This is a genomic window from Rhodanobacter panaciterrae, assembly GCF_014651895.1.
In the GTDB taxonomy this organism is placed as follows: domain Bacteria; phylum Pseudomonadota; class Gammaproteobacteria; order Xanthomonadales; family Rhodanobacteraceae; genus Rhodanobacter; species Rhodanobacter panaciterrae.
This window is the reverse complement of record NZ_BMXT01000001.1, coordinates 1,706,559-1,719,988: the sequence shown is the minus strand read 5'-3', so window position 1 is coordinate 1,719,988 and position 13,430 is coordinate 1,706,559. Positions and strand designations below refer to the sequence as shown.

At 63.2% G+C, this 13,430-nt stretch carries 13 protein-coding genes; 9 read left to right on the top strand and 4 right to left on the bottom strand.

Annotation, left to right across the window (positions count from 1 at the left end; translation table 11 throughout):
* The 9 genes from IE071_RS07980 (at position 1) to IE071_RS07940 (ending at position 9,749) form a co-directional block, all read left to right on the top strand.
* Complete coding sequence (locus IE071_RS07980) at positions 1-948, top strand: glycosyltransferase (RefSeq protein ID WP_189440953.1); 948 nt, start codon at positions 1-3, stop codon at positions 946-948.
* On the top strand, positions 945-2,135 hold the full coding sequence (locus tag IE071_RS07975) for a hypothetical protein (protein ID WP_229792799.1): 1,191 nt from the start codon (positions 945-947) through the stop codon (positions 2,133-2,135). Before IE071_RS07980 ends, IE071_RS07975 begins: the two co-directional genes overlap by 4 nt.
* 10 nt (positions 2,136-2,145) lie before the next feature.
* Positions 2,146-2,991 (top strand): Wzz/FepE/Etk N-terminal domain-containing protein, encoded by an 846-nt coding sequence (locus tag IE071_RS07970; RefSeq protein ID WP_189440561.1) that lies wholly within the window; start codon positions 2,146-2,148, stop codon positions 2,989-2,991.
* Positions 2,992-3,150: 159 nt separating this feature from the next.
* Positions 3,151-4,035: a class I SAM-dependent methyltransferase gene (locus tag IE071_RS07965; protein ID WP_189440560.1), complete on the top strand. Its 885-nt coding sequence runs from the start codon at positions 3,151-3,153 to the stop codon at positions 4,033-4,035.
* Between the two features lie 4 nt (positions 4,036-4,039).
* On the top strand, positions 4,040-5,272 hold the full coding sequence (locus IE071_RS07960) for an amidohydrolase family protein (RefSeq protein ID WP_189440559.1): 1,233 nt from the start codon (positions 4,040-4,042) through the stop codon (positions 5,270-5,272).
* Positions 5,272-5,976, top strand: a complete 705-nt coding sequence (locus IE071_RS07955) for a class I SAM-dependent methyltransferase (RefSeq protein ID WP_189440558.1) — start codon at positions 5,272-5,274, stop codon at positions 5,974-5,976. The genes IE071_RS07960 and IE071_RS07955 overlap by 1 nt, the downstream gene beginning before the upstream one ends.
* Positions 5,977-5,992: 16 nt before the next feature.
* Positions 5,993-7,504, top strand: coding sequence for a B12-binding domain-containing radical SAM protein (locus IE071_RS07950; RefSeq protein WP_189440557.1), 1,512 nt, complete (start codon positions 5,993-5,995; stop codon positions 7,502-7,504).
* Between the two features lie 2 nt (positions 7,505-7,506).
* On the top strand, positions 7,507-8,643 hold the full coding sequence (locus IE071_RS07945) for a glycosyltransferase family 4 protein (protein WP_189440556.1): 1,137 nt from the start codon (positions 7,507-7,509) through the stop codon (positions 8,641-8,643).
* Positions 8,640-9,749, top strand: a complete 1,110-nt coding sequence (locus tag IE071_RS07940) for a glycosyltransferase family 4 protein (protein ID WP_189440555.1) — start codon at positions 8,640-8,642, stop codon at positions 9,747-9,749. The genes IE071_RS07945 and IE071_RS07940 overlap by 4 nt, the downstream gene beginning before the upstream one ends.
* Before the next feature lie 93 nt (positions 9,750-9,842).
* Here the strand turns inward: IE071_RS07940 and IE071_RS07935 are convergent, their stop codons facing one another.
* The 4 genes from IE071_RS07935 to IE071_RS07920 form a co-directional block, all read right to left on the bottom strand.
* Positions 9,843-10,784: a glycosyltransferase family 2 protein gene (locus IE071_RS07935; protein WP_189440554.1), complete on the bottom strand. Its 942-nt coding sequence runs from the start codon at positions 10,782-10,784 to the stop codon at positions 9,843-9,845.
* An 85-nt stretch (positions 10,785-10,869) separates the two neighbouring features.
* A complete protein-coding gene (locus IE071_RS07930) occupies positions 10,870-11,793 on the bottom strand; it encodes a flavin reductase (RefSeq protein ID WP_189440553.1) in 924 nt (307 codons plus the stop codon).
* Between the two features lies 1 nt (position 11,794).
* A complete protein-coding gene (locus IE071_RS07925; RefSeq protein ID WP_229792798.1) occupies positions 11,795-12,394 on the bottom strand; it encodes a class I SAM-dependent methyltransferase in 600 nt (199 codons plus the stop codon).
* Between the two features lie 73 nt (positions 12,395-12,467).
* The gene (locus tag IE071_RS07920) at positions 12,468-13,418 is read right to left on the bottom strand and encodes a class I SAM-dependent methyltransferase (RefSeq protein WP_189440551.1); all 951 of its coding nucleotides are present in this window, start codon (positions 13,416-13,418) and stop codon (positions 12,468-12,470) included.
* Positions 13,419-13,430: the final 12 nt, after the last annotated feature.

Here is a 13,430-nt window from a genome sequence, read left to right as displayed (position 1 = left end):
ATGGCCTTCGACGTATCGAATAATACGGAGACGCTGCCACTGGTCTCCGTGCTCATACCCGCGTTCAACCACGAGCGTTTCGTGCAGCGCTGCCTTGACAGCGTGCTGGAAGATCCGTACCCGGCCAAGGAGCTCATCATCATCGATGACGGCTCGACCGACAAAACCGCGGACAGGATCGCCGATTGGGTGGCGACGCATTGCATGGATCTTCCGATCGAGTACGTGCGTCGGGAGAACCGGGGCATCGCGGCGACCTTGAACGAACTGGTGGCGCGTGCCAGCGGAGAGTTCCTCCGGCCCGGCGCCAGCGATGACTATCTGTTGCCTGGAGGTCTCGATGCGCAGGTCCGTTACCTGCTGACGCATCCGGGCAAAGGGGCGGTGATCGGTGATTCGGTCGTCGTCGATCAGGACGACAAAAAAATTCACGAGAGCGGCATGCGTGATCTTCACCGTGCCAACAAGCATCTCTATCGATCCGATGACGGCATACGGCGCGCCATCATCAGCCAGTGGGCGATCGGTGGCCCGGTCGCCTTGATGAGAAGGAGCGCACTCGACACGGTCGACCGCTGGAGCGAAGGCCTGCGGATCGAGGACTGGGATCTGTTTCTTCGGTTGGCGGCGCGTGATGCGCTGGGCTTCATTGACGTCAGTGTCTGTGCATACCGCATCCACGGCGCCAACCTGAGCAAGACGCGGCACACGCCAACCCGTGTCATCAATCTTGCCGAGTCGAGGCAGGTTGCGCTACGTCGGGCCTGTCTGTTCGATGAGCCGTACCGGACCTTGCTCAGGGCGCAGTCGCATTACATCGGCGCCAAGATCGCGTTCCTGCAGAGACAGCCCTCGCCGTTGGTATTCCACCTGCTGGCGTATCTGTCGCTGGTGGTTCTGTCAAAGCTCCGGGTTCCATCCACAAACCCACGCGCGGAGGCGACATGAAGCGGTTGCTGTGTCTCCCCTCAAGCTATCTCGGACTGCCGATCCTGCTGGCATGTGGGCTTACCTTGCTCACCTACGATCTTCCGGCGGATTACCTGAAGGGCCTGCTTCTGCTGGCAGCGAGCGCAACGGTCATCGTGTGGTTCGATGTGCATACGAACGTCAGGATTCCCGAGCCCACGCGATTCCGCGCGCGTCATTACGTCGGTACCCGCGATGGGTTTGTCGCGCTGGCCTTTGCGGGCATGGTCGCTTTCTTCTGCCTGATCGATCTCACGCTGTTCCCGATTCCACTGCTCGACAAGCCGTCGTCCTATGCCTTGATGGAAGGTGGCCGCGAACACGTCCGGCATGTTTCCGACATGTGCTGGGTGCTTCCTCCGATCGGGCTGCTCTGCGCCAGGAGCAAGTGGTTGCGCAACATGCTCATCGTCATCGGCTTTCTGTTCCCGGTGCTGGTGATCGACCGGAATCGTCTATTCGCCAGCGTGTTCTCGTTTGCACTCGTCATCATGCTGCGACGCGACGAGGCGAGGCCGCTGCCGTGGAAAAGCGTTGGCTTTCTGGCGCTCGCCGGCAGCAGCGTTTTCTCGATTCTCGGCATCTTGCGATCCGGGCCGCTGGAGAACATCACGCTGCCTTTCAGTGCCATGTACCGGGCGTTGCCATTGGGCTTCAAGTGGCTGCTGCTTTACGGCAGCGCCGGCCCCTACAACTTCAGCGCGATCCTGGCCAAGCATTACTCCAACGCCAGCTTTCTCATCAACCAGGTGGTTCCCATGAAGGGGTCCGTCGTGACCGCCGGGACGGATATTCCGCTGGACGCACCGACGATCAACGTGGGTACGGAGTTTTTCCCGTTTCTCATGGCGCTGGGTCCGGTTGGCGCGGTGGCGGCGATCTTCGTGTTGTACGGCTTGCTGCGCTGGAGCGTGCGGCGCCTGCGCCCGACCGTGCCGCTGTTTTCCTTGCTTATTTTCCTGCGTGTTTCCTATGTGTGCGTGATGTCGCCGTTCGCGCCACAGGCTTTCATATGGACGAATGTCGGCTTCATCGGCCTTTGTCTTGTCATGCAGGTTCTCGTGGCATGGCTGCCGAACAGGAGGTTGCGGGAGCCGATAGGCGACGGGCAGGGAAATGCCTCCGCGACGACCGTGCAAGCCATGTCTCCACCCTCTTTCCAGTGAGTACAGAACCATGGAACAAGACGAAATCTACCTGATCGATCTCTGGCGGATCTTCTCGCGCGAGTGGAAATGGTTTGCGGCCGTGCTGGTCGTGATCCTGGCCTGCACCTATGTCTTCGCGCATCGGGCAAGGAACCAATGGGAGGCGACCGCCTGGATCCAGATCGGGCAGGTCGGGCAGGTGCCATCGGGTCAGGATCCAAAGACCGAGTCGCTGGCCAGGGTTATCGAGCGCCTGCAGATGGTGCCGTTCGAAAACGAGGTGATGAACAGCCTCGGCTTTTTGCCCGATTCACCCGAAGCTGCGCTTTACCGCAAGAGCATGAAACTGGATCCGCTGCCTTACGCCGGTCCGCTGATCCGGATGAGTCTGCGAGGCTATTCAGCGCAGCAGGCCCGTCAATTCGCTCTGGCGACGGTCAACCAGCTGCATGCCATTCATGAACAGCTTGAGGCAACGCCGCTGAAGTTGGCTCGTGCACGTCTTGATCAGATCCAGGCGGATCTGCGCGATGCGCAGGTTGAAAGGGATCGCCTGCAGCAGGCCGTCACGCCCGCAGGCAAGGACGGCGCGGGAGGCAAGGGTATCCAGGATCCGTTGCTCGCCAGTGTGTTGCTGACCAGCAAGGACGCGGAGATTCGCGGCCTGGAATTGTCCAAAAGCGATCTCGTCGATCGCCTCAGCGCCACGTATACGTATGAGACGTCGCTGCTGGGATCCATCTATGCCCCCGACAAGAAGGTATCCCCAAACCTGGTGTTGATATGGGGCGCCGGCATCCTGTTCGGGGCTTTCCTGGCGGGATTGACGGCGCTGGCGAGAGACGCCTTGCGGCGCCGCCGGGTACGCGCGTAGTGCCGTTGCCGACCAGCTGCATTCAACCAAAGCGGGCGAGAGCGGCACTCACGAAACAGATGAATGAAAGGGCCGTGGCCGACACCACGGATCGGCCGGAGTTTCGTCCTGGATGTCATGGCGAATCATGGACTGCCTTCCGGTCGAACGGAGATCGATATGAGTGGGCAACACAAGTTTGAAATCGTGCGCCAGGCGGCACCCGACGTGAGCGCTCGCCAGCGCCCGCGGAGTGCGCCACTGGACGAGGCGCAACTGCTCGATACGCAACGCGCCTTCGACAGTGTTGCCGCCGACTATGACGGCCCGCGCGGCAATAACGAGCTGATCCAGCGCATGCGGCTGACCTTGTGGGATACCGTGCATAGCGAGGTCCCGGCAGGCGCCCGGCTGCTTGATCTGGGCTGTGGCACCGGCCTCGATGCACTCGAGTTCGCGCGACGCGGCTTCCATGTGGTCGCCTCCGATTGGTCGCCACAGATGGTCGAACGCACGCAGGCGCGCGTCGCCGCGGCGGGTCTGCAATCCCGTGTCACCGCCACGCATCTGGGCGTCCAGCAGCTGGAAGAACTCGACGGCGAGTTCGACGCCATCTATTCGAACTTCGGTCCGTTGAATTGCGCCCCAGACCTCGGTGCTGTCGCCGCCGAATGTGCGCGTCTGCTTCGCCCCGGCGGCAGCCTGGTTTTTTCGGTGATGGGCCGGATCTGCCCGTGGGAGCTGGGCCACTACGTACTGCGCGGCCGCTTCAAGCGGGCCGGCGTGCGCGCCGCGCGAGGCGCGACGGCGGTAGGGATGAACCGCCACACGATCTGGACTCATTACTACCTGCCGCGCGAGTTCTACCGTGCCTTCGCCGAACACTTTTCACTGCAGAGCTATCGCGCGCTGAGCCTGTTCCTGCCACCGCCTTATCTGGTGGATTTCTACCGGCGTCGACGCGACTGGTGCGAACGGCTGGGTCGGCTCGATGACCGTCTGGGCGGCCTGCCGCTGCTGCGCGACATGGGCGACCACTTCCTGATCGTGATGCGGCGGCGCTGAGTCCATGGACATACTTCAGGCAGCGATGGACGTCAGCTTGTGTCGTGCGGTGTCGGTCACGACGGAAGCCAGTTCGCGCGTACCGCTGCCGATCAGGGCAGGGCGGATCGGCTCATCGCTGGCCGCGCGGGCGTATCGGGTCGATCTGCGCGACCATCTGATCTTCCCCGGCCTGATCAACGCGCACGAGCATCTGCACGTCAATGCCGTGCCGTCGCTGAAAACCGATGCGCCCTTTCCCAACAGCTACGCGTGGATTGCGGCGTTTCAGGCGCATTTCAAGGAACCCGCTGTGGTCGCCGCGCTGCAGGTGCCGAAAGAATTGCGGCTGCGGCACGGTGCACTGAAGAACCTGCTCGCCGGGACCACCTGCGTGGCGCATCACGACCCCTGGCATCCGGCGCTCGATGCGACGAATTTTCCAGTCGCCTTGCTGCGTGATTACGGCTGGAGCTACGCGCTGGGCTGGCCTGGTTACGGTCCGCCGGTCCAGCAGAGTTTTACCACCACGCCCGCCGACCGACCCTGGTTGATCCACCTGGCCGAGGGCACCGATGCGACGGCGCAGGCAGAACTGGCGCAACTGGATCAACTGGGATGTCTGGCGGCGAACAGCGTGCTGATCCATGGCGTGGGTCTGCGCGAGCCGGACATCGATCGGGTGATCGACCGTGGCGCCGCGGTGGTCTGGTGTCCGACCAGCAACCATACCCTGCTCGGACGCTCACTCGATCCGCAGCGCCTGTGCGCTGCGGGCCGGCTTGCGCTGGGCAGCGACTCGCGGCTCAGCGGAGCCCGCGACCTGCTCGAGGAAATGCGTGGTATCGCAGCACGCGGCGAGCTCAGTCCCAGAGAGCTATTGGGACTGGTCACGACTCAGGCCGCGCGCATCCTGCGTCTGCCTTCGCGCGGCAGCCTTGCGCCGGGCGTACCGGCGGACTTGGTGATCGTCGAGGATCGCGGTGGCGATGAGGGGCACAGTCTGGCCGGTATTGAACGCAGCCAGGTCCGCGCCGTGGTGCGCAACGGCGTCCCTTGCATTGCCGATACCGATTTCGCCGAATGGTTTGCCGTCGCCGGCATGGAAGCCGTGCCGGTGACGCTGGATGGCAAGCCGAAGTTGCTGGCCAGGCCGCTGGCCGAGCCGGCACTGGTTGCGCTCGAACCCGGGCTCGAACTGATCGCTGGCCGGAACGAGTGCGAGCGTGATCCCGGCATTGAAGCGCGGTGCTACTGATGTCTCGCCCCTCGATTCTCAATCCGGCGGAGGCTTACGCGTTGTGGGCGCACAGTTATCCGGCGCATGCGCACAATCCGGTCATGCAGGCCGAAGAGCGCGCCATGCTCGGGCTGATGCCGGCCACGCTGCAAGGACAGGCTGTGCTCGACGCCGGTTGCGGCAGCGGGCGCTACATGCTGCATGCGTTGCGGCGTGGCGCGGCGCGCTTGACCGGCGTGGATCTTTCGCCGGAGATGTTGCAATGCGCTGTCGCGGAGCTTGGCGTGTTGCAATCCGATGCGGCTGCCGAAGTCGAGCTGGTGCAGGGCAGCCTGGCGGCTTTGCCGATACCGGATGCGCTGGCGGATTTGACCGTCTGTGGTCTGGTCGTCGGGCACCTCGAGAATCTGCAACAGGCGCTGGCCGAACTGCGTCGGGTGACCCGGCCCGGCGGCATACTGTTGTGCAGCGACGTGCATCCGATCGGGCATGCGCTCGGCTGGCTGCGCGACTTCAAGTCCGGCAACCAGCGCTACGCCGTGCGGCATACGCAGCACCTCTACAGCGATTGGCATGCCGCCTGCGCGGCGCTCGGGCTGCAGATCGAACAGGTGCTGGAGCCGATGCTTGATCCAGTCGACATCCCCGCCGGCGCGCGTTTCGACCGCATGGCGCTGGAAGTGCCGGTGGCGCTGGTGTTCCAGCTGCGGCGCCAGGCCTGAATTTCAGAGACGTCCGATGACTCATCGTCCCAACACGCTGCTGGTCAACCCGACCGTCACCACGAATCCACGCTTTCCGCTGGCGTTGCTGAATCTGGCGGCGGCACTGGACCGCTTCGGCGACAGCCATATCGTGGACGGCAACATCGATCGGGATCTGGTGAGCGCGACCCTGGCCGCCGCTGAAAAGCAACACTACGACGCCCTCGGCATCGGCATCATGGGCGGCCCGCAGGTGGCGCCGGCGATTGCCGTGTCCAAGGCGATACGCGAGCGTTATCCGTCGATGCCGATCATCTGGGGCGGTTACTTCCCCACGCTGTATACCGATACCACGCTGGCGGCGCCGTATGTGGACTACGCGGTGCGCGGGCAGGGCGAGGAAAGTCTGGTCGAGCTGGTTTCGGCCTTGGGTCGCGGTGGCGGTAATGAGGCGCTGGCCCGGATCGGCGGTCTGTCCTGGCGTCGCGATGGCGAGATCGTGCATAACCCCAACCGCCATTTCGAGCGCGGCGATTCTGCGCTGGTACTGCCTTATGAAAAGGTGGGCGACCCGGACAAGTATCTTGCGAGCACCTTTCTCGGGCGGCGTACGGCGGTGCACCAGGCGTCGATCGGATGTCGCTTCCGCTGCACGTTCTGCGGTGTGGCGGCGATGTTTGGCGGCGCCACGTCGCTGCCGCCGGTCGAACGGCTGGAGCGCGAGCTGAGCTACCTCAAGTACGAGCTGGGCGCCGATTCCATCCTGTTCTACGACCACAACTTCTTCGACCGCGAGCAGGACATGATCCCGATGCTCAAGATCATGGCCAGGCTCGAAATGCCCTGGTGGTGCTTTGCGCGTGCCGATGCCCTGCTCAATCTTTCCGAAAGCACCTGGGAGCTGGTGCGCAAGAGCAAACTGCGCATGGCGTATATCGGCGCCGAGTCACCAAGTGGCGCGATGCTCAAGGAAATTCGCAAGGGCACGCGCCCGGATCAGACGCTGGCTGTGGCCGCGCTGTGTCAGCGGCATGGGGTCATCCCCGAGTTCTCCTTCATGCTGGCGCCACCGGTCAATACCGAAGCGGAAACCGAGCTGACGTTCGAGTTCATCCGCGAACTGAAACGCATCAATCCAGCCTCGGAAATCATTACCTACATCTACACGCCGTTGCCGGAGGGCAGCAAGCACGAGAAGGATCGCGGCAAGCGTGAATCGATGCCGTTGCTCGACGTGAATGGCGAGCCGGTGGTATTTCCCTCGACGCCGGACGAATGGACCGAGCGTCGTTGGGTGGACTATGCCTGCCACGCCGATGCGCCCTGGCTCACGGACAAGCTGCGTCGGCGCATCTACGATTTCGTTACCGTGCTGCGCTGCCGCTTTCCCACCGTGCAGGATCAGCGTGCGCCGCATTGGGCCAAGCGTGGCATGAGCGCCATGGCGTCGTGGCGTTATCGCCATCGGCGCTACAACCATCCGTGGGAACTCAATATCGCCAATCGCTTCGTGCAGCTGCGCAAGCCGCAAATCACGGGCGCGTAACGATGGCGTCCTTGCACGTCGCGCAGATCAACTTCCTGCCGGCGCCCGAAGATCTCACGCCGATCCAGGTGCTTGAGCAATGGCATTCGCTGGGGGATATCGCCGAAGCGGTCGGCAGTTCAGGAACCCGGGTTTCGGTGATCCAGGCGGCGGCACGCGAGGACCTGATCACGCGCAACGGCATCGACTACCACTTCATCGATGTCCGTGGACTGGAAGTGGCGAGAAATCGCGGTCGTCGCTTCGCCAGTCTGCTCGACGACCTCAAGGTAGACGTGCTGCATGGGCACGGCTTGGGTTTTGTCGAAGAGGCGTTTGCCGTGTCGCAATGCTTGCCGCAGCTGCCGATTCTCATGCAGGACCACGCCGACCGGCCGCCACGCTGGTGGCGACGGCCGCAGTGGCGGCGCTGGTATGCAGCCATCTCCGGTATTGCCTTCACTGCACCCGAACAGGCGCAACCGTTCACCCGCGCGCGCCTGTTCGATCCGTTGGCGCATGTGTTCGCCATACCGGAATCCAGCTGCCGCTTCACGCCTGGCCATCGCGATCAGGCGCGCGCTGAAACCGGATTGCATGGCGATCCTTGCGTGCTGTGGGTGGGGCATCTGAATGCCGGCAAAGACCCGCTGACCGTGCTCGACGGCGTGGCGCGCGCCGTGAAGCAGTTGCCAGATCTGCAGCTGTGGTGCGCGTTCGGCAGCGCGCCGCTGCTCGGCGAAGTGCAGCGCCGCATCGAGCACGATCCGCAACTCAAGGGGCGCGTGCATCTGCTGGGCAAGGTAGAGCACACGCGCGTCGAGACATTGATGCGCGCCGCGGACCTGTTCGTCTCGGGCAGTCATGCCGAGAGTTGCGGATATGTCGTGCTGGAAGCGCTGGCCTGCGGCGTGACGCCGGTGGTCACGGATATTCCCTCCTTTCGCGCGCTGATCGGCGATGGCCGTATCGGCAAGCTGTGGCCTTGCGGTGACGCGGCGCAGATGGCCGATGCGTTGATCGATGCCGCGACCAACCGGCCGTCGCCGGAACAGGTGCGCGCGCACTTCGACGCCACGTTGTCGTTCGCCGCTGTGGGACGTCAGTGGGCCGCCGCTTATGCACAGGTCCACGAAGACCGGCGACGGAGGGCAGGGTGAAGCTCGCGCTGGTGGTGCCGGGTGGTGTGGATCGCACCGGCGAGTTCCGTGTGATCCCGGTGCTGCTGGCCTTGATCGAGCGACTGGCACGGACGCATGAGGTTCATGTTTTCGCGCTGCAGCAGGAAGCGGTCGCGGGTCGTTGGGAGCTCGCCGGCGCTACCATCCACAACATCGGCAACCGCTGGACGCGGCTGCGCTCGATCGCCGCGATCCTGGCCGAACATCGCCGTGCACCGTTCGATCTGACCCACGCAATCTTCTCCGGTTCCTGCAGCCTGGTCGCCGTCGCCGCGGCCAAGCTGCTGCGGCTGCCGAGCCTGGTGCATATCGCCGGTGGCGAACTGGTCGCCTTGCACGAGATCGACTACGGCGGACGACGGCTGTGGAAAGGGCGGCTGCGCGAAGCGGTAGTGCTGCGCGGCGCCAATGTCATCACGGCAGCCAGCGCGCCGATCATCGAATCGCTGCAGGCACTCGGTCTGAAGGCGCAGCGCGTGTCGTTCGGCGTCGACCTGCAGGCATGGCCGCCGCTCGCGCCGCGCGAGCGCAGCGCGAAGCCGGCACGGCTGATCCACGTCGCCAGCCTCAATCGCGTCAAGGATCAGCCGACGCTGCTGCGGGCGCTGGCAGCCTTGGCCGAGACAGGGCCGGATTTCGAGATGGACATCATTGGCGTGGACACGCTACAGGGCGAGATGCAACGGCTGGCTTGCCACCTTGGGCTGGAACAGCACGTGCGCTTTCATGGATTCAAGACGCAGCGCGAATTGCGCCCGATGATGGAGTCCGCCGATCTGCTGGTGATGTCTTCGTTGCACGAGGCTGGCCCGCTGATCCTGCTGGAAGCCGCGGTGGCAGGCGTGCCTGCGGTCGGTACCGCGGTCGGGCATTTCGCGGAGTGGTCGCCCTCGGCGGCCCTGGCCGTGCCGGTCAAGGACTGGGATGCATTGGCGAACGCCATCCAACGAATGCTTGCCGATGAGGAACTGCGGCTCCGACTGGCTAGGGCAGCGCAGCGTCGCGCGATGCTGGAGGATGCCGATTGCACCGTTCAGGCGTTCCATGCTTTGTATCTTCAGCACACCCCTCTTGCGGCACGGTGAAGCGAGCGTGTCGCCCCCCGCATGGTCCATACGCCAGCCGGTGCGCTGCAGCAGGCGGCGATGCGGCGTCCAGCTTGATCGTGATGCACGTCTTTATGTGAACACTCCCAACGCCCGCACTGCGCATCCTGCGGCGGTTCTCCAGACCACTCCTTTGAAAGGTGCGATGTGGGCGGCGCGGACCAGTGCCGCGAACGCGGCCCTGTGCGACCTTTCCCGCGACAATGCCGCCGCCTGTCCGGCCAGTTGCATTACGCACTGGTGCAGGCACAGCGCCCGTATTTTTCGGTCCGTCGTGGCCGCCGCGGTTTTGCGGAATACGCGCTCCTGATCGGCGTAAAGTTCCGCGAGGCGCAAGCGCGCGGTGGTCCTGTCCGGGTGTTCGCGAACCAGAGTCAAGATATCGGGTAACGCGAGGACCTCGCTACGTGCAGCGAGTCGCAGCGCGAAGTCGTAGTCGGAATGGATGGGGATTGTTTCGTCGAACCCGCCGATCTCCTCGATCAGCGATCGCTGCACGAGCATGGTCGGGACCGGTGTCGAGAGCTTGAACCGAAGCAATGGTTCGAGGATGTACCCGGAAACCGGCCGAGGCAGAAGGTCCGACCGCTCCGGCAGCGATGTTCCCTCCGTGTCAATCAGCGAGTATCCCGTGTAGCTCCACCTGCATTCAGGCTGCGCGGCGAGCCGGCGCAGTTGCAATTCCAGTTTTCCGGGCAGCCACAAGTCGTCCGAATCAAGAAATGCCACCCACTTGCTGCGCGCGTGCTTGAGGCCGGCGCTGCGTGCTGAAGTGAGATCGCCGCGGTGCTCCATCCAGAGTGGCCGGACTCTTGGATCATCGATCGCTTCGAGATAACCACGCGTGTCGTCGGTGGAGCCGTCGTCGGCGACGATGAGCTCCCAGTCGCCGAATGTTTGTCCGACTATCGATGCAATAGCTTTGCGCAGCAGCGGCAAGCGGTTGTAGGTGGGCAGGACGACCGAAACCACCGGCGTTCTGCCAACCGAGCGCTCGTTCATGGCTTCTGTCATCGACGATCCGCGTGATTCCGCTCGCGCATACTACCCCTTGCCAGCCAAGCCTGTTCAGCAGTGAAGTTAGTGATGAACCGGAGCATTACATTTCCGCAAACGGCGTTCCTCGCCTGCGGCGATAGGCCTGATGAAAGCCTGCCGTGTGATGCAGCTGGGTGCCTTCCGTCAGATTTTCGTCAGAAACGATACGGCCAAGGAACAACGTGTGCGAGCCCACCTCCTCGCTATGCACGATGGCCAACTCCTGAATGCGTAGCGCCGCAGCAGCGGCGGGGATGCCGAACTGCCGCGACGGCCGAGCAGGGAACGGCAGCGCGTTCCAGTCCTGGAGCGGGTGCTTGTGATACTCGGCGAGCTTGTAAACGACCGCCTTCATCGTCGCAGGGATGCTGGACAGGGCAACCTGGCGCACTTCGCGCATGATGGGCACGGAAACGTTGTTGCTGCGTAGCGCCAGCGAAAAAAGTCCGCTCCGCTGCAGCGGCCCGATCAAATCCATCGGGAAGATATTCCGGTGGCCTGGCGTGTCGATCGAGACAAGGATGACCGGCCGCGGACACAGATAGGCAATCATGAGTTGCTGTACCGCGGCAGGCTCCGGAGCGAAGTGCTGCGGCGAGCGATTTTTCAGCATGAGGCGATTCTGCAACCACGCGTTCCACGGGCGCAGCGGCCAGCCGAGACAACGCTGTTCGCCCGTTGCGACGCGGTAGAGAGTGATGGATGTCTCTGCGGCAGCGACTGATGCTGTCTGCGTCAGGCGCAAAACGCCGAGCAGCTTTCCGGTAGCGCTGTCCCGGTACTCGAGTACCGGATGTTGGCCGGCATCGAGGCTGGTCGCGATGACCAGTGGCACCAGCGAAGCCACCGTGTGATCCGTCGTGACATCTGCCGACTGACCATCCCAGTGCAAGGTGGCGTTGACCACTTGCTGCGGAGGAGCCACGGCCACCGTGGACCATTGCGGCAGTGGGCGTACGAACGGTCTTATCCAGTCCTTCCACATGTCAGGTCCGCCGAAACAGCAAGAACATGTAGAGATCGGTAGCCCATCCGAAACCACGCGGAATGAGGCGTTCCAGCCGGAAATACGGTGCTGCTGCCCGCGTCACGACGTGTGGCGAAAAGCGGTGGATGTGGCTTTCACTGGCGATGGCGTAATGACCCCGGCGTACAAGATTCATGATGTTCGCCCGCCACCAGCCGTAACGCGCATCACCGAGGTAATAAGGATTGAGCATGTTGGCCAGGACAAAGCCGTCCTGCTGGACCACGAGCGACAATTCTTCGAAAAGCGCGGTGTGATCCGCGAAATGGTTGAGCACGGCGAAGTTGGCCGTGACGGCCTGCACCTTGCAGGTGAGCGGCGACGCCGCCGTGATGATCGTTTTGCAGGCGATTTCATCGCGGCAGTACTGCGTCATGTACTCGCACATCGCTGCCGAAGGTTCATGCACGAAAGTCAGGTGTCCGTTGGCGGCATAGACCTTGGCATCGATACCGGTGCCAGCACCAAAATCGAGCACGTCAGCTCCCGAGGGCAGCAGGTCCAACGCCAGCTTCTGAAACCTGTCGCGCACCAGTCGGTCTCGCTGCGATGCAAGCATGAATTGGTGGTACTGCTCTCCGGTATGCACGTCGTCGACTACCTCGCTGATCCACTCGTTGTCTTCGCCACGGTCATGCGCCTTTGCGCGCCACGTAAAGCCGAAACTTTGAAGGCTCTCTCTTGCCGCGAAGCGTGGCCACAAGAGGGCGCACAGCCCATGTCAGGCCGTACCATGGACGACGCACGTCCCAGTGGATCGACAGCGCGTCTTCCATTCGGTGCAGCCGTTCGTCGGTAAGGTATCCAAGCGTGGCAATGGAGTCGGCAGCTATGCCATGACTCTGCAGGAAAGCCGCGCGACGTTCGGCGAGCATCTGTCTGCCGCTTTCCTCGCGGGCGTACCACGGCGTATCGCTGATGATCACCACGCCACCCACTTTCACGCAGCGCAGCGTCTCGCGCAGGCTGGCCTCGTAGTTTTCGGCGTAGTGGAACGAGGCATTGAACACAGCAGCGTCGAATTGTTCGTCCGCAAACGGAAGCCGGCGGATCTCGGCCTGGAAGCGCGGGAAGAGTTTCGGCAGGCGTGTCCGGTAATGTCGGGCGGCGCCCAGTCCATCCTGATCGTTGGTGAGCAGGTCGACAGCACAAGGTCGATACCCTGCCAGTGCCAGGCGATAACTCATCCAGCCGTTGCCCGCGCCAAGATCCAGAATCCTGCCGTCACGATCGGTGCCATCCAGCAGATGCCGGACAAGGTAATCGTAGCTGCGCGCCCTCATTTGCCACTGTTCGCGGTTTCTACCCGACGTATCCCGGTAGGGAAGGCCGAGGTAGAAGTCTGCGCTTTCGCTGCCGCGACCTTCCGACTGCCGTATCCGCTCGTAATCCGCCATGAAGCGGGCATGTTGCGCGATCGACTCCGGCGGTAGTGCATGCGCGATGCCGTCGTCGATCACGATGGAGAACCAGCATGCGGGGCAATCCAGTCTGTCGATGTCAGTTCCGCAGCGGGGGCAACGCAACCGGATGTCTGACAGCGCTGAATCATCGGCGCCAGGGCAAGCGTGCTGCGCGCCCATCGCCCGTCGCTC